The 16931-nt window shown below is 69.1% G+C and carries 14 protein-coding genes; 4 read left to right on the forward strand and 10 right to left on the reverse strand.

Going from position 1 to position 16931, the window contains the following annotated elements; genetic code table 11:
• Window positions 1–123: 123 nt before the first annotated feature.
• Window positions 124–1644 carry a lipopolysaccharide biosynthesis protein gene (locus U1701_RS03125; protein ID WP_332781065.1) on the forward strand — a complete coding sequence of 507 codons (1521 nt, stop codon included), beginning with the start codon at window positions 124–126 and terminating at the stop codon, window positions 1642–1644.
• 122 nt (window positions 1645–1766) lie between these two features.
• Here U1701_RS03125 and purH read toward each other — a convergent pair whose 3' ends face one another.
• The 4 genes from purH to U1701_RS03145 all read right to left on the reverse strand — a co-directional run bounded on the left by purH (window position 1767) and on the right by U1701_RS03145 (window position 7341).
• Window positions 1767–3329 (reverse strand): bifunctional phosphoribosylaminoimidazolecarboxamide formyltransferase/IMP cyclohydrolase, encoded by a 1563-nt coding sequence (purH, locus tag U1701_RS03130; RefSeq protein WP_332781066.1) that lies wholly within the window; start codon window positions 3327–3329, stop codon window positions 1767–1769.
• A gap of 182 nt (window positions 3330–3511) precedes the next feature.
• Entirely contained in the window at window positions 3512–5236 is a 1725-nt protein-coding gene (locus U1701_RS03135; protein WP_332781067.1) for a heparinase II/III family protein, read from the reverse strand.
• Window positions 5233–5892 carry a ribulose-phosphate 3-epimerase gene (gene rpe, locus U1701_RS03140; protein WP_332781068.1) on the reverse strand — a complete coding sequence of 220 codons (660 nt, stop codon included), beginning with the start codon at window positions 5890–5892 and terminating at the stop codon, window positions 5233–5235. Before rpe ends, U1701_RS03135 begins: the two co-directional genes overlap by 4 nt.
• Before the next feature lie 141 nt (window positions 5893–6033).
• Entirely contained in the window at window positions 6034–7341 is a 1308-nt protein-coding gene (locus U1701_RS03145) for an RsmB/NOP family class I SAM-dependent RNA methyltransferase (protein ID WP_443025982.1), read from the reverse strand.
• A 65-nt stretch (window positions 7342–7406) separates the two neighbouring features.
• Here U1701_RS03145 and U1701_RS03150 point away from each other — a divergent pair, with 65 nt between their 5' ends.
• A complete protein-coding gene (locus tag U1701_RS03150) occupies window positions 7407–7568 on the forward strand; it encodes a DUF1674 domain-containing protein (RefSeq protein ID WP_332781070.1) in 162 nt (53 codons plus the stop codon).
• A gap of 137 nt (window positions 7569–7705) precedes the next feature.
• Here the strand turns inward: U1701_RS03150 and U1701_RS03155 are convergent, their stop codons facing one another.
• A complete protein-coding gene (locus tag U1701_RS03155; RefSeq protein WP_332781071.1) occupies window positions 7706–8677 on the reverse strand; it encodes an NAD(P)H-dependent glycerol-3-phosphate dehydrogenase in 972 nt (323 codons plus the stop codon).
• A complete protein-coding gene (tsaD, locus tag U1701_RS03160; RefSeq protein WP_332781072.1) occupies window positions 8674–9699 on the reverse strand; it encodes a tRNA (adenosine(37)-N6)-threonylcarbamoyltransferase complex transferase subunit TsaD in 1026 nt (341 codons plus the stop codon). The genes U1701_RS03155 and tsaD overlap by 4 nt, the downstream gene beginning before the upstream one ends.
• Before the next feature lie 66 nt (window positions 9700–9765).
• On the opposite strand from tsaD, the gene hemC reads away from it, so the two are divergent.
• A complete protein-coding gene (hemC, locus tag U1701_RS03165) occupies window positions 9766–10674 on the forward strand; it encodes a hydroxymethylbilane synthase (RefSeq protein ID WP_332781073.1) in 909 nt (302 codons plus the stop codon).
• Entirely contained in the window at window positions 10671–12305 is a 1635-nt protein-coding gene (locus U1701_RS03170) for a uroporphyrinogen-III synthase (RefSeq protein WP_332781074.1), read from the forward strand. The genes hemC and U1701_RS03170 overlap by 4 nt, the downstream gene beginning before the upstream one ends.
• Here the strand turns inward: U1701_RS03170 and U1701_RS03175 are convergent.
• From U1701_RS03175 to U1701_RS03190, 4 genes are all read right to left on the reverse strand, one after another.
• Window positions 12302–13096 carry a DUF72 domain-containing protein gene (locus tag U1701_RS03175; protein WP_332781075.1) on the reverse strand — a complete coding sequence of 265 codons (795 nt, stop codon included), beginning with the start codon at window positions 13094–13096 and terminating at the stop codon, window positions 12302–12304. The genes U1701_RS03170 and U1701_RS03175 overlap by 4 nt on opposite strands.
• Window positions 13097–13317: 221 nt before the next feature.
• Window positions 13318–14583, reverse strand: a complete 1266-nt coding sequence (locus U1701_RS03180; RefSeq protein WP_332781076.1) for a hypothetical protein — start codon at window positions 14581–14583, stop codon at window positions 13318–13320.
• Between the two features lie 17 nt (window positions 14584–14600).
• Window positions 14601–15707: a DegT/DnrJ/EryC1/StrS family aminotransferase gene (locus tag U1701_RS03185; RefSeq protein ID WP_332781077.1), complete on the reverse strand. Its 1107-nt coding sequence runs from the start codon at window positions 15705–15707 to the stop codon at window positions 14601–14603.
• A gap of 32 nt (window positions 15708–15739) precedes the next feature.
• Window positions 15740–16927 carry a hypothetical protein gene (locus U1701_RS03190; protein ID WP_332781078.1) on the reverse strand — a complete coding sequence of 396 codons (1188 nt, stop codon included), beginning with the start codon at window positions 16925–16927 and terminating at the stop codon, window positions 15740–15742.
• Between the last annotated feature and the right edge of the window lie 4 nt (window positions 16928–16931).

Here is a 16931-nt window from a genome sequence, read left to right on the forward strand (position 1 = left end):
TTACGCTGCGCAATCTCCCCTCCCTGAAAGGGAGGGGTCGGGGGTGGGTCGCTATCGTGGGACCGCAGCATCCGCCCCAAGCCGACCCACCCCCAGCCCCTCCCTTTCAGAGAGGGGTGCAGGATGGTGACCGAATCCACCGCCGACATCGACACGCTCGCCAAGGGCGGCCGCACCAACATCGCCGGCTTCGTGCTGCGCCTCGCCGCGCGGATTCCGTTTCTGTTCATCGCCGGGCGCATCTACGGCCCTGACCTCGTCGGCCGGTTCGCGATCGCGGTCGTCGTCGTCGAACTCGCGGCGTTGCTCGCGACGCTCGGCCTCAAGCGCGGGCTCGCGCAGGCGTTGAGCAAATCCGATCGCCCGCATGGTTGCGTGGTGTGGGACGCGATGGCGGTCGCGTTCGTCGCGTCGATGATCGCGAGCGCGGTGCTCTGCACCTTTCCCGGGATCATGTATCCGAACAGTGCGATCACCGGGCTCGACCGGTTCCTGCCGCTGATCATCGTCGCGATCGCCTGGTCCGACGTCAGCCTCGCCGCGCTCGCCTATCGGCTGAACGTCAAGGCCGCGGTCACCGCGCGCGCGGTGGTCGAGCCGTGGACGATCTCGATCGCGGCGTGGGCGTTCAGCTATTTCACGATCCGCGACGGGCTGGTGCTCAGCTATATCGCATCGATGATCGCCGCGCTGGTCGCGAGTCTGGTGCCGTTCCTGCGCAGCTACGGGATCCCGCGCGGCTGGTCGCCACAGTTGCGGCCGCTCTATGCGCTGGCGCGCGCCAACGTGCCGCTGGCAGGCGCGGACATCCTGGAATGGGGCAGCCGCAACGTCGACCGCTTCATCCTCGGCGTGATGTTCGAACCCAAGATCGTCGGCATCTATTACATGGCGCAGCAGGTGGCATCCCTGCCGCAGAAGCTGAAGACCAGCTTCGACCCGATCCTCGGCCCGGTGATCACGCAAAGTCTCGCGATCAACGACCGCCTCGCGATCGCTAACCAGGTGCGGCAGGTGGCGTTCTGGATCATGGCGGCGCAAGGGGGCCTTGCGCTGATGGGATCGATCCCCGGCGAAGCGGTGATGGGCGTGGTCGGGCCGCAGTTCGTCGCGGGCACCGCGGCCCTCGCCTTCCTGCTGACCGCCGAGTTCCTGGCGTCGACCGGGGCGGTCAGCGAATCCGCGCTGGTCTATATCGCGCGGCATCGCAACCTGATGATCTCGGGCGCGATGCTGGCGTTCCAAGTTGGGCTGAGCTTTGCCCTGATCTTCGCGATCCGCGCGCTCGGCTATCCCGTCAACTACCAGGCGGCGGGGCCCGCGATCGCGCTGATGCTGTCGGTCGCGCTGACCTCGGTGATCAAGTCGAAGTTGCTGGGGCATCTGCTCGGCGCGTCGGTCAATCCGTGGCGGATGCCGCTGGTTATCGCCGCGCTGGCCGCGATCGTGGTCGGGTCCGCCTTCACCGCGCTACCCAAACGCTACGAATGGGTGGAGCTGGTGATCGGCGAGCCGGCGATCGCGGCGACCTATCTCTTCATCCTGTGGAAATGGGCGTTCGGGCCCGCCGACCGCGCGCTGTTCGGGAAGAAGCCCGGGATCGAGCCGGCGAGCCTGCCGCATTCGGGGTCGCCGATCCGGTAACGCCTTCGCTCAAAGCGGTAGTCGAGTAAGGTGGTCCGTCACCCCGGGCTTGACCCGGGGTCCCGCTATCTCGACGGCGGAAAGAAGCGGGACCCCGGCTCAAGGCCGGGGTGACGGGGCGATCAGTGGCGGAAGTGGCGCATGCCCGTGAACACCATGGCGAGGCCCGCTTCGTCCGCCGCGGCGATCACGTCGGCGTCGCGGATCGAGCCGCCCGGCTGGATCACCGCCGTTGCGCCAGCCTCGACCGCCGCCAGCAGGCCGTCGGCGAACGGGAAGAACGCGTCCGACGCCACCGCAGAGCCGATCGTGCGCGGGATCGCCCAGCCGGCCTTGTCGGCGGCGTCCTTGGCCTTCCACGCGGCGATGCGCGCGGATTCGAGGCGGTTCATCTGACCGGCGCCGATGCCGGCGGTGCTGCCGTCCTTGGCGTAGACGATCGCGTTCGACTTGGTGTGCTTGGCGATCGTCCAGGCGAAGCGGCAGTCGGCGAGTTCCTGCGCGGTCGGCTGGCGCTTGGTGACGACGGTGAGGTCGCCGGGCGTTCCGTTGTCGCGACCCTGGACGAGCCAGCCGCCGGCGATCGACTTGGCGCTGAGTCCGCCGCGTGCCGGATCGGGCAGTTCGCCGGTCAGCAGCAGGCGGAGATTTTTCTTGGCGGCGAACAGCGCGATGGCTTCCTCGTCGGCGTCGGGGGCGACGACGACTTCGGTGAAGATGCCGGTGATCGCGCGCGCGGTCTGTGCGTCCAGCTTGCGATTGACCGCGATAATGCCACCGAACGCCGACACCGTGTCGCACGCGAAGGCGGCGGCATAGGCTTCGGCAAGCGTGGTGCCGGTGGCGACGCCGCAGGGGTTGGCGTGCTTGACGATGACGACCGAAGGCGCGGCGTCGCGGAATTCGGCGACGAGTTCTAAGGCCGCATCGGCGTCGTTGAGGTTGTTGTAGCTGAGCGCCTTGCCCTGCACCTGACGCGCCTGGCCGATGCCGCGCACCGAACCGGTCGCGGTGTAGAAGGCGGCGGACTGGTGCGGGTTCTCGCCGTAGCGCAAGGTATCGCCGCGCTTGAGCGTGATCGGCAGCGTTTCGGGAAATGCCTCGTCCTGGTCGACGGTGCCGAACCAGGTCGCGATCGCCGAGTCATAGGCCGCGGTGGTCGCGAACGCCTTCGCGGCGAGCCGCTTGCGGTCGTCGAGCGTCGTGCTGCCACCCGCGACCAGCGCATAGTCGGCGGGGTCGGTGACGATCGCGACGAAGGCGTGGTTCTTGGCCGCCGAGCGCACCATGCTGGGGCCGCCGATGTCGATATTCTCGATCACGGTGTCGCGGTCGGCACCCTTCGCGACGGTCGCCTCGAACGGGTAGAGGTTGACGATGACGAGGTCGATCGCGCCGATGCCGTGTTCCTTCATCGAGGCGGCGTGGCCGGCATCGTCGCGCACCGCGAGCAGCCCGCCATGGACCATCGGGTGCAGCGTCTTGACGCGGCCGTCCATCATCTCGGGAAAGCCGGTGAGCTCGCTCACGTCGCGTACCGCAAGGCCGGCGGCGCGCAGCGCGGTGGCGGTGCCGCCGGTCGAGACGAGCTCGACGCCCTGTGCCGCAAGCGCGGTGGCGAGGTCGACGATGCCGGTCTTGTCGGACACCGACAGGAGCGCGCGGCGGATCGGGATGCTGGTCATGAAGGTCTTTCGTCGGCGGCGAGGATGCGGGGGGCCTTAGCGTCGGTTGGCGGCGGGGAACAGACGGCGTTTGCTCCCCTCCCTGGAAGGGAGGGGCTGGGGGTGGGTCGCTATCGGGGCACGGGCACGCCAGCCAACTGGCCGACCCACCCCCGACCCCTCCCTTCCAGGGAGGGGAGCGATTAAAGCGCCTTCTTGATCGCCCAGCTGACATTGGCCCCGCCGGCGGCGGCTTCGCCCGTCACCACCAGCTGCTGCGTCGAGACCGGGCGGCCATCGGCATCGATCCACACGCTGTCCTCGACCGCGAGCAGCCCGCCGCGGCAGCGGAACTGCCACAGCGCGCCGCCGGGCAGCCGCAGGATCGCGCCGAGCGCGTCAGCGGTCATCGATACCTGCACGCCCGCGCCGAGGTGGAAGCGGATCGCGAACGGCGTCGTCCCCACGCGGCGCTTGCGGCCCTGCGGCAGCAGCGCATCCTCGCCGCGCAGCTCCTTGCCGTCGCCAGTCAGCATCAGCTGGCGGCGATGCGCGAACCCCCAGCGGCGCACATAGCCGTCATGGCTCGCCTCGATCCGGCTGGCGGCATCCGATTCCTGGCGGCTCAGCTCGACCTCGACGACGCCGCGTCCGAGCGTGCCGTCGGCATGGATCGCGGTCGAATTGCTGTCGGCGACGATCAGCGTCGAATGCGCCGCGGTCGAGCGCAGCCCCTCGGCCAGGCTCGCGGGCAGCTGCGCCACGCCCGCGCGGGCACCGCCGCAATTGACGACGATCCGCACCGGCCCATCGGAGAATTCGAACGCCAACGTCGAGGCGCAACCGCCCTCGACCAGCCGCGCGACCGGCGGCGGCGCGGCGTCGACGATCAGCACCGCGGTGCCGGCGGCGAGCCGCTGATAGCCCCAGTCGCGGGCCTGGCGGAGCGGCCGGGTGCGCACGCCGCTCGCCTCGATCACGGCGGCGACCTCGGTCGCGGCGAACGGGCCACCGCCCTGCCAGCTCGACAGCGCGCGGTCGCCGTGCATCACGCCGAGCAACGCCGCGACCATCCGCGACAGCGTCGCCGCGACGGGGTCGGGCAGTTCCATGCCGCGCGCGACATAGGTTTCCTGCAGCATGCTGAGCAGCTGGACGCAATCGAGCAGCATCGCCGGGCTGCGCGAGACCGACCCGCCATCGTCGAACAGCCCGGTGCCGAGCGCGCGCGCGAGCCCGGCCTCGCCGAACGCCTGGCGCGGTTCGCCGCCGGGGATCAGCAAGCCCGCCGCGACGACACCGCACCAGGCGGCGATCCGCGGTGCGCCCGCGGGTGCCTTGTCGGCGCCGCGATCGAGATGGCGCGCGCCGCGGGCGAGCGCGTTCAGCACCTTCGAGCGGTAGACCAGGTCGGTCGACGACAGGATCAGCGGCGCGTGGCACGTCCAGAACAGGATGCGCCGGCCCCAGAGATCGGGGCGCCAGGCCAGTCCGCTGACGGTGTCGGCATGCGTGGCGAGCCACAGGCTCATCAGATGTTCGGCGATCGGTGCGCCGCGCGCGCGCGTCGCCACCGTCGAGAGGTCGCGCAACCAGGCGAAGCTGTGCAGATGTTCGGCGAACGGCCGGCCCCAATCGGGTTTCGCCAGGTCGAGCGTCTCGATGTCGCGCGTCTCGCCGCGGAGGCCGAGCGTGCCTTCGAGCAGCGCGCTGCCGCGCTTGACGTCGCCCATCACCGGATCGTCGGGCACCGCGATCAGCTTGAGCGGATAGCGCCCCTTGAGCCGCAGCGCGTGGATCGGCGTGCGCCAGGTCAGCCGGTGGAAGCGCTCGGCCAGCCTATCGGCGAGCGACAGCGCGGTGTCGCCGCCGAGCCGGATCAGCCGACGGCCTTCGTCGATCCCGTCGGGCGCGGGCTCGGTAGTCAAGCGCCCCTCAGCGCCGCGATGTTGGCGGCATAGGCGGATGGGCCGCCGCGGAAGACCGAGGTGCCCGCGACCAGCGCGTCGGCGCCGGCGTCGATGCAGCGCTTCGCCCAGTCGGCGTCGATCCCGCCATCGACCTCGAGATCGATCGCGCGGCCGCTCTTCTCGATCATCGTGCGGATCGCGGAAATCTTCTTGAGCTGGCTGGGGATGAAGCTCTGGCCGCCGAAGCCCGGGTTGACGCTCATCACCAGCACCAGATCGACACTGTCGAGCAGGTAATCGAGCATTTTCGCGGGCGTGCCGGGGCAGAGCACCACGCCGGCGCGCTTGCCGAGGCCCTTGATGTGCTGGAGCGAGCGGTGGATGTGCGGGCCGGCCTCGTAATGCACGGTGATGCAGTCCGCGCCCGCCTCGGCGAACGCGTCGAGATAGGCATCGACCGGCGAGATCATCAGGTGGACGTCGAACGGCTTGGTCGTGACGCCGCGCACCGACTTCATCACCGCCGGGCCGAACGAGATGTTGGGGACGAAATGCCCGTCCATCACATCGACATGGATCCAGTCGGCGCCGGCCGCGTCGATCGCGCGGACCTCGTCGCCGAGTTTGGCAAAGTCGGCGGAGAGGATCGAGGGGGCGATGCGGACGGGTTGCATGGGAAGTGTCCTAGCGCGGGATTGGTGGGGGCGGAAGTATCCGTCACCCCGGACTTGGTCCGGGGTCCATGATGACGCAAACTCTCCTGCCACGGAATATGCGGAGCGATGGATGCCGGACCAAGTCCGGCATGACGGAGGCTAGTTGCGCCGCACCCGCGCGATGAAGAAGCCGTCGGCACCGCCGTGTTCTGCCAGCATCCTCGGCAACGTCCGCACCGTACCCAGTTCCGTCGGCGTGATGCCATCAGGTAGTTCGCTCTGCTCCACCGGCACCACCGCATAATCGCTGCGCGCAGCCAGGAACGCATCGAGCTGCGCCTCGCCCTCGCTCGGCTCGAGCGAGCAGGTCGCATAGACCAAGGTTCCGCCCGGCTTCACCCAGTCCGCCGCCCGCGCGAAGATCCTTGCCTGCAGCGCCGCGGTCTCGGCGATGATCGACGGGCGGACGCGGTGCAGCACATCGGGGTGGCGACGGAAGATGCCGGTCGCGCTGCACGGCGCGTCGATCAGGATCGCGTCGGCGGGCTCGGCGGGCGTCCAGTCGAGGATGTCGGCGTTGACGACCTCGGCCTTCAGATGCGTCCGGAACAGATTCTCGCGCAGCCGCTTGATCCGGCTCTGGGAGTTGTCGACCGAAGTGACGGTCCAGCCCGCCGCCGCGAGCTGCAGCGACTTGCCACCGGGCGCCGCGCACAGGTCGAGGACGTGGCCCGCCCCCTGCCCGAGCAACCGTGCCGGCAGCGACGCGGCGATGTCCTGCACCCACCAGGCGCCATCTGAAAAGCCGTCCATGTCGGGCACCGAATCATGATCGTCGAGCCGGAGATGCCCGGGCATGAAGCTGACCCCGCCCAGCTTCTCGCGCCAGCCCTCGGTCTCGGACGGATCGGCGAGCGTCAGGTCGAGCGGCGGCGGCACCGCGATCGCGACGCAGGCGGCGTCGACCATCTCCTCGCCCCACGCCGCGTCCCAGCGCAGCTCGACCGGTGCAGGCAGCGTCGGCACTTCGGGCAGCAGCACGCCGGCGCGGAACAACGTGCCGAACACACCGTGGACGAGCTTGCGCGGGCCGCCATCGACCAAAGGCAGCACGGTCGCGATCGCGGCGTGGCTGGGCGTCCCGAGCACGAGGGTCTGGACCAGCGCGATGCGCAGCGCCATCCGCGCCTTGGCATCGTCGGGCAGGTTGGTCTTGGTCGCCGAATCGATCAGCGCATCGAGATCGGGCAGGCGGCGCAGCGTTTCCGCGGCGATCGCATGCGCGAGGCCGCGATCGGGGCCGTGGATCGCACGGGTCGCGGCGGGCAGCGCGGATTCGAGCGCTTCGCCACGGCGGAGCACCGCGTCGAGCAGGCGGATCGCGGCGCGGCGCGTGGGCACGCCCAAGGGTTCGGGCGCATGGGTATAATCGGGCATCAAGGTCCTCCGCTTCGGGGTCGTCCGCATAGAAAAACGGCGCGACTGCCCCCATGTGGACGCTAGACCGCAAACCCGCAACTCGGAGACCCGCGATGGGCCAGCGCCCCGACCATGTGAAGCCCCCCGCCTATCTGTCGGAGAACCCGCCGGTGCCGGTGCCGGAGGCGGTGCCCGAACCGAGCGAGGACCCGATGGGTCTGAACCCGGTGCGCTATGGCGATTGGGAGTTGAAGGGCATCGCGATCGATTTTTGACGGGGTGTTACCAGGGATACCACCCCGGCGGAGGCCGGGGCCCAATTGGGGGGACCGCGGTAACGGGGCGCACCCCGCGGTCACGAAGGCCTTCCCACCTGCGCCCCGGCCTTCGCCGGGGTGGAGGAGCGGCGGCGTTACCCAGCCTCGCCCTTGAGCGGGCGGGCGAGCAGGTCGCCGATCACGTCGCCGACCGCGGCGCCTTCGAGCAGGCGGCACACCGCCTCGGTGATCGGCATGTCGACCCGCGCGTCGCGTGCGGCTTCGCGGAGGACGGGCGCGGTGAACGCGCCTTCCGCCACGGTGCGGCGATCCGCGAGCAGCGCCTGTGCCGATTCGCCGCGGCCGAGCCCGACACCGAGCGAGAAGTTGCGCGAGCTGGTCGACGAGCAGGTGAGCACCAGATCGCCGAGCCCGGACAGCCCAGCGAGCGTTTCCGCCCGGGCGCCCCGCGCCAGGCCGAACCGTGTCATCTCGGCAAAGCCACGCGCGATCAGCGCAGCGCGGGCATTCTGGCCGAGCCCGGCGCCCTCGACGACACCGCAGCCGATCGCGAGCACGTTCTTGACCGCACCGCCGATCTCGGCGCCAACCACGTCGGTGGTCGCATAGGTGCGGAAATGCGGCACCGCGAGCTGGCTCGCCAGGCGTTCGCCCAGCGCCGCATCCTCGCAGGCGAGCGTAACGGCGGTCGGCATGCCGGCCGCGACTTCATGTGCGAAGGTCGGGCCCGACAGCACCGCGATCGGCGCATGCGGGTGGACGGCACGCGCGACCTCGCCGATCAGCCGCTTGCTGCCCGCCTCGATCCCCTTGGCGCACAGCACGAGGGGGGTATCGCCGACCGCTGCCGCCGCCAGCACCGCGCCGACATGCTGCGCGGGCGCGACGACCAGGATGATGCTGCAGCGTGCCAGCTCCGCAAGATCGCCGGTCGCGCGGATCGCGGGGTCGAGCGTGCGGCCGGGCAGGAACAGCGCATTCTCGTGCGCGGCGTTGATCCCCGCCACCACCTCGGGTTCGCGCGCCCAGAGCAGCACGTCGCTGCGCTGCGCCGCGACCTGCGCAAGCGCGGTGCCCCAGGCGCCGCCACCGATGACGCCAATCATGCCTTCACCCCCGCGCCGCGCACCGCTTCCGCGGCAGGGTCTAGCGGCCAGCGTGGGCGCGCGGCGACGTCGAGCGGATCGGTGAGCCCGGCGGCGAAGCGCTCCGCCCCCGCCCAGGCGATCATCGCGGCGTTGTCGGTACACAGCCACAAGGGCGGCGCGACGAAGCGCAGGCCGTGCGCGGTGGCGAGCGCCTGCAGCGACGACCGTACCGCGCCGTTCGCCGCGACCCCGCCGGCGACGACCAGCGCTGTGGCGCCGTGGCTGGTGCCGAGCGCCTTGGTGGTGCGGTCGATCAGGCAGTCGACCACCGCCGCCTGGAACGACGCGGCGAGATCCTCGGGGCTGTAATCGCCCGCGGCGCGCGCGACTGCGCTCTTCAGCCCCGCGAACGAGAAATGCGGTTCGGCCGAGCCCTTCAACGGGCGCGGGAGCGGCACCGCCTTGGGGTTGCCGAGCGCCGCGGCGCGTTCGACCGCGGGACCGCCGGGAAAGCCGAGCCCCAAAATCTTGGCGGTCTTGTCGAACGCCTCCCCCGCGGCGTCGTCGATCGTCGTCGCGAGCCGGCGATACCGCCCCACCCCCTCGACCAGCAGCAACTGGCAATGGCCGCCCGAGACGAGCAGCAGCAGATAGGGGAATTCGAGATCGGGGTCGGACAGCCGCGGGCTGAGCGCATGGCCCTCCAGATGGTTGACCGCGATCAACGGCTTGCCCGCGGCGTGCGCCAGCGCCTTGCCGGTCACCAGCCCCACCATTACCCCGCCGATCAGCCCCGGCCCTGCGGTCGCGGCGATCGCGTCGACATCGGCGAGCGTCAGCTCGGCGTCGGCGAGCGCGGCGACGATCAGCGGTTCGAGCGCTTCGACATGCGCGCGCGCGGCGATTTCGGGGACGACGCCGCCAAACGGCGCGTGCGCGGCCTCCTGGCCGAGCAGGCGGTGCGCGAGCACCCGGCGGTCGCCGGTCACGAGCGCGGCGGCGGTTTCGTCGCAGGAGGATTCGATGCCGAGGATGATCATGCCGCGCACCCTATCGCCGGTGCGGGCGCTTGTCGAAGCCGTGTGGCTTCGGCATGATCGCGCCCTATGGTTCGTTTCCGGCTCGGCACGCGCGGTTCGCCGCTGGCACTCACGCAAGCGGGGATGGTGCGCGATGCCCTGTGCGCCGCGCATGGCTGGGCGCCCGACGACATCGAAACCGTGATCATCAAGACGACGGGCGACCGCGTGCAGGATCGTGCGCTGGCCGAGATCGGCGGCAAGGCGCTGTGGACCAAGGAGCTCGACCGCGCGCTGCTCGGCGGCGAGATCGACGCCTGCGTGCATTCGATGAAGGACGTCGAGACGATCCGGCCCGCGCAAATCCGCATCGCCGCGATGCTGCCGCGCGCGGATGTGCGCGACCGGCTGATCGGCGCGGAGCGGATCGAGGATCTGCGCGACGGCGCAGTGGTGGGCACGAGCTCGCCGCGGCGGCGGGCGCAGTTGCTGCGGCTCCGCCCCGACCTCAACATCGTGCTGATCCGCGGCAATGTCGACACGCGGCTCGGGAAGGTCGCGGGGGGCGAGATGGACGCGACTCTGCTGGCGGCGGCGGGGCTCGACCGGCTGGGCCGCGACGATTGCGGCCATGCGATCCCGACCGACGTCATGCTGCCCGCACCGGCACAGGGCGCGGTGGGGATCGAAGTGCTCGACGGCAGCGCGGCGCACGGCCTGGTCGCGGCGATCGACCACGCCGATACCAGCGCGTGCGTGCTGGCCGAGCGCGCGTTGCTCGCGCGGCTCGGCGCGGACTGCCATTCGCCGGTCGCGGCGCTGGCGGCGCTGGCGGGCGAGACGCTCAGCCTGCGTGCCGAACTGATCGCCGAAGACGGCAGCTGCGACGTCGCCGGATCGATCGAAGGCGCGCTCGGCGACGATCTCGGCACCGCGCTGGCGCTCGACCTGCTCACGCGCGCGCCCGACAGCGTCCGGCGCCTGTTCGCGGCATGACTCGCACCGTCGTGGTGCTGCGCCCGGCCCCGGGCGACGCCGCGACCGCCACCCGACTGCGCGCGCTGAACGTGACCGTCCGCCAGCTGCCGTTCTTCGCCGCCGCCCCGGTCCCGTGGACCGTGCCCGATCCCGGGGGGTACGACGCGCTGCTGCTAACCAGCGCGAACGCGGTTCGGCATGGCGGTGAAGGACTGGCGGCGTTGACCGCGCTGCCCGTCGTCGCCGTCGGCACCGCGACCGCCAGCGCGGCGCGTACGGCGGGTTTCACTGTCGTGCAGGTCGGAGAGGGCGACGCGGCCGAGGCGGTGCGGCGCGCCCGCGACGCCGGGTTCGTGCGGCTCCTGCACCTGGCAGGCCGAGACCGCGCGCCGACCGGCGACGGCGCGGCCGCACTGACCGTCTATGCGAGCGACCCGGTTCCGGTCGGCGAGGCCGAAATCCGCGCGCTCGCCGGCTGTGTCGTCCTGCTGCACTCGGCGCGCGCCGCGCAAATGCTGGCGGCACGGGTGTTTGAAACCGAACGGGATCGCATCGCGATCGCCGCGCTGTCGCCCGCCATTGCCCAAGCCGCTGGCGAGGGCTGGCAAAGCGTCGATATCGCCACCGAGCCCAGCGACGACTCGCTCGTCCGGATCGCGGCGATGCGCGCGATTGACCGCAGCACCGCCCGCGGGGATAAGCACGCCATGACCGACTATGTGCCGACCCAACAGCCACGCAGGGCCAGGCTTGGCATCATCATCCTGTGCATCGGGCTGGCCTTTGCCGCCGGATTGGCGCTGATGGGCTATGCGATGCGCCGCGGCTGGCTGAGCGCCGCCGCGCCGGTCGCCGCGGTCGCGCAGCGTGCGACGGGGTCTGCCGACTATGTCCCGCAACAGCCGCTGAACGCGAATGGCGAGGCGCCCGCGGTCGCCGCCGCGCTCGATCCGGCGATGCTGGCAACGCGCGAGGCCGCACTCGCGGGGCAATTGGCGGCGCTTGAGGCACGCACCGCCGCGGTCACCGCCGATGCCGCCGCCGCGAGTGGCCAGGCGACGCGCGCAGAATCGCTGCTGATCGCGTTCGCGGCGCGGCGTGCGCTCGATCGGGGGTTGCCGCTCGGCTATCTCGAGGAGCAACTGCGCCTTCGCTTCGCCGCCACGCAACCCCGCGCGACCGTTGCGGTAATCCAGGCTGCCCGTCAGCCGGTGACGATCGAAACGCTGCGCCAGGGGCTCGACGACATCGCGCCGGAAATCACCGCGGCGACCGGAGACACCTGGGCGTCGACTCTCCGCCGCCAGATCGATCAGCTGATCGTGCTGCGCCGGTCGGAAACGCCGTCGCCGATGGCCGCCGACCGGCTGGTGCGCGCGCAGCATTGGCTCGACGGCGGTCAGGTCGAGGCCGCGCGGGCCGAAGTCGCCCGTCTGCCGGGCGCACGCAACGCAGGCCCCTGGCTGGCGGCAGCGGCGCGCTTCGTGCAGGCACGGCAGGCGCTGGACACGATCGAGAACGCCGCGATCCTGGGGCAGGTGGCACCACCTGCGCTGGCGCCCGCTCCTGCGACTGCTCTTGCGCCCGTATCAGGCGGGGCCACCGCCCCCGTCCAGGCCCCCGTCTTGGGGGTCGCACCGACGCGCTAGGCCTGTGCGATGCGCTCGATCAGCGCCATCGCCCCCTGCGGCGCGCGCACCTTGGCGCCGTTGATGAAGAACACGAACGTTTCACGCGGCGTCTGCGCCGGCACCGTGTCGGTGACGTAGGGCAACCCCTCGGGCCGCCCTCCCGCCGCCCATAGCTTGGCCTTCGCCGCCCAAGCGTCGAGCGCCTGCGGCGCGTAGCCGGCGACGAACCGCTCCTCCGCCGATTCCAGCCGCGCATAGACGAAATCGCCGGTGATGTCGGCGATCGCGGGGTAGCTGGTCGACTCCGCGAACACGATCGCGACCCCGGCGGCGCGGCACAGCGCGACGAACTCGGGCACCGCGAAACTCTCGTGCCGGACCTGGACCGCATGACGCAGCGTGAGCCCGTCCTGTTTCGCCGGAAGCAGTTTGAGGAACGCAGCGAAATCGTCCGCATCGAACTTTTTCGTCTCCATGAACTGCCACAGGATCGGCCCGAGCTTATCGCCCAGCTCGACGATCCCCTGCCCGACGAACTTGGCGACCGACTCCCCCGCCTCGGCCAGCACTTTGCGCGTGGTGCAGTAGCGCGACGCCTTCAGCGTGAAGACGAACCCGTCGGGCACCGCCGCCGCCCAGGACGCGAAGGTCGCGGGCTTCTGGCTGCCATAATAGGTGCCGTTGATCTCGATCGCGGTGACGTGGCTCGCGGCGTACTCCAGCTCGCGCTTTTGCGGCCATTTCTCGGGATAGAAGGTCCCGCGCCACGGCTCGTAGGTCCAGCCGCCAATACCGATTCGCATGGTCATGCGCCGGAGTATACGCCGAGATCGCCGCTTGGCGACGCGCCAGTGTCGACGCCAGTGCCGGCGCCATGTCTGGGCTCAAAGTTACCTCAACGTCGATGGACCACGCAAAGATGGGCAGCTCAACTGCCGCCGCATAGGCTTCGACACAAGTTGTCCAAGTCACTCCTCAGCCCACGGTCAGGTCATGCCGGCGGGCCGTGTCAGCGGCTGCGATTGACCATCTAGGTCTTCGTCAGCGTCCCGCCTACATCATGCCCATGATGATCGATCCCAGCAGCGCCGAACCGGTCGCGCTGTGACTGCAAGCGCCCGCCCCGATAGACGTACATGTTCCAGTAGCGCTGATCACGAAAACTGGTGTTGCGGGTCGTCACGTCGGCCCCACGTCCGACCAGTACGCCAAACGTCCCCCCACTGATGTCGCTATCGGATACCTGGCCGCTTGAACCCGGTTCGAACTGAACCGCCGCACCGCCGCAATCGGCGACGCGGACGGTCATCCGCGCGTCCGTGCCATCAGCAAGGATTCCTTGCGCGGCCGCCCCGGCAATCGTGCCCGTGATCGAGACGCCTCGCGCTCGTCCTTTGCCGACATGGCGAATATTGATCCCGGGTCCCGGCCCTGCCTTGGAGGCGAGGTCGACCGCGATCGTACTATCGATGAGATCGCCATCGGACGCGAGCGGACAGCCGATCTGCACCCACCCCGTGACCGGCGCCGACAGGTTGCGGCCTACTAAACCGGTTATTGCGTTGCCTACCTTAGAATAAGGCGTGATGTTGGTGATGGCAGCGGCCGCACTGCTGTCCGAGACATCGACGCCGTGGATGCGGGACCGGTTGCACGCTTCGAGAACGACGGCCGTATCAGTCACGCCGCGCGCAACGACATTGGTGGCGCTATGGTCGTCGCCCGATATGTACAAGCCGTCGGAAGGCTGCTCGGTGGTTCCGCAACTCGTCATGGTAACGCGGTCGATCGTGACGCCACGTCCCTCTCCGGCGATTGCGATCGCGACCGCCGGTATGCCTGCAAAACCGAGCGTCCCGCGGACCGTAAGGTCTGACAGATTGCAATCTCGGCATGCATCGAGCCCGAGCCCCATGAAACGATGCCGTTGAACACGCCGACGTTGTTCCTGGTTCACATTCAGCAACAGGCCGCTGATCCGAATGCCCCGACGACCACGGGCTCCGAGCAGATATTCAAAACTCGTCCCGCCGGCGGCGGTCAACGCGGCCCCGGGCATGGCGCGTAGTCCGATATCGTCCGAAAGGATCATCAGCGAGGATTCGATCGTCATAACCTCGGCCGGAATCATCAGCGTGGTGCCAGGTTCGATCGCCGCGAGCGCGCGGAGCCACGTATCCGTCCAGCTTTCCTTCGACCGCCGGAAATCGGCGAGCGACCGTGTCGCAGCAGGGCCAGCACGGCAGTCGGAGAACATCGCCAGGGCCACCGCAGCGCCCCCGCCCGTGACCATCATCTGCCGTCTGCTGAACATCAGCCGCGCGCAGACGCGAGCTGCTCAATAACCCCACAAACGCGATCGACGTCCTCTTCGGTCATGCTCGATCCGGACGGAAGGCAAAGGCCGAGTTCAAACGCCCTTTCCGCATGGCCGCGGTCGCCGATCATCCGGGTGCCGGCGTAAACCGGCTGGAGGTGCATCGGCTTCCACAACGGACGACTTTCGATCTCTTCTGCGAGCAGCGCGAGGCGTACGGACTCGCGATCAAAGGGTGCTTCGACAGGGTCGATGAATAGCGTCGTCAGCCATCTGTTGGGCATCGTTCCCGCCGGATCGTCGTTCATCGCGATCCCGGGCAATGCCGACAGCCGCTCGTAATACCTTCGGTAGACCCCTCGGCGAGCCGCCACCCGATCAGCGAGCACCTCGAGCTGTCCGACCCCGATGGCCGCACACACGTTGCTCAGGCGATAGTTATAACCGGTGGTGGAATGCTCGTAATGCGGTGCCGGATCGCGCGCCTGCGTCGCTAAGAACCGCGCCTGCTCGATGTATGCCGCGTTCGAGCTGGCCAGTGCTCCCCCGCCGGACGTGGTAATGATCTTGTTGCCATTAAACGAAAGGATGACGAAATCGGCGCCGTAGCCCGCGTGGTGATCCTTCCTATAGGATCCCACCGCTTCGGCCGTATCGCTGATCCACACGAAACCGTAGCGGTCGGCTAGATTTCGCATGCGCTGCATATCGACGACGTTGCCGTAGAGGTCGGTCGTGATCACCGCACGCGGCCGCTGATCCAGGGCGTCACTCGAGAGCGCCTCTTCCAGCAGGTCGAGATCGATCAGCATATCGCCATCATCGGCGCAGTCCACGAACACCGGCCGCGCACCGACGTAGCCAATCGCCGCCACTCCTCCGATGAACGTCATGCTGGGGCACCAAACGGCATCGCCTTCGCCGATACCCGCTATCCGCAACGCCAGGTGCAACGCCGCTGTGCCGCTAGACAATGCTGCAACGTGAGGCATGCCCGTCAATTCGCCGAGCTTTCGTTCGAAAGCATCGACCATAGGTCCGATCGGCGCGATCCAGTTGGAATCGAAGACTTCCGAAACCAGAACACGCTCGCGTCCGCTCATGTGCGGCGGGGAAAGATATAGCATGGCGGAGATCAATCCTTGGCGGCGGCGGTAAGCGGGGCCACGCGATAAGAGGTTATTACTGCTTCCACGTGGTCGGCATCGAGCGACGCAGTGACTTCCAACCGGAGCCACTGAAAAGCGCAACCCGCGGGTACGGAAAAGCCGGTCGAGCTAGAGCCTCCCGTCGCCGGTATGGCACCGAGCGGGTTTCCGCCGAAGCAACTCGCCGTCCAGCGTGCAGTGCCACTCCCCGACCGGAATTCGCCGCGGGCCGCCATGACATATTGCCCCGGCGCAAGCGCGACGAGCCGACTGATCGCCGTTTGCGGGGTATTGCTTCTGGTTTGTGCAACGAAGGTACCATCGATGTCCTGCGAGGCATCGACCATGTCCGTCGTCGATAGACTCCACCCGAATGGAGCCAGGCGCCCGGGGGATCGCGCCAGATCGACCGCGACATCGTTGTGCAGCGGCGTTATGCCCGCCGCAGCCAGACCGTATGCGAGATCGGGGCGATTAGCCGCCACCAATCGTGCGACCAGCGATTGCCGCGCGGACTCGGGGATCTTGCTCCCCACTCCCGCACGAAGCACGCTGTAGGCAACAAGCGGATCACCCTTTTGCGTCAGCTCGGCCAGAAAGGCGTCGCGCCACAACGGCCGCGCACGCAACAGCTTTGCTAGCTTATCGGTGATGTTCGGGTCGGCGGCCGCGTTCAAGAGCACGGGAAAGAGCAGAGCGGGTGCCTCCCCAGACGTACGCAGCGCGATATCGTAGTTCCGCAGAGCGGTATCGATATCGCCTCGATTCACAGCATCTTCGATCAGCCAGATCCGCGACAGCAACAACCGCCGGCTGAAGCGATCCGACAAAAGGATCAATTCACGCCCCCTCGGGTCGTGCTTCACGTCCATCGCCATGCCGAGAACCGAGTATGCGAGCGCCTGAGACGCATCCAGTTGCAGCGCCCGCCGGGCAAGGGATTCCGCTCGGTCAGCCCCGGCGGCATCGGGCTTGGCAACCAATATCGCTTGCGCGATGGCGATGGGGGCCACCGGATTCCACGGCCACATCGCTTGGGCGCGCGCCGGATCCGATACCTGCGATACGCGGCCTAGACCGGATCCGGCTACGACGACCAACAGAACCAGCGCCCCGACCACGACGGGTATCAGGCGAAACGGCCGCCAATCAAAGGAGCGCGTCATAAGCGGCATGGGC

This window comes from Sphingomonas rhamnosi, from assembly GCF_036663615.1.
In the GTDB taxonomy this organism is placed as follows: domain Bacteria; phylum Pseudomonadota; class Alphaproteobacteria; order Sphingomonadales; family Sphingomonadaceae; genus Sphingomonas.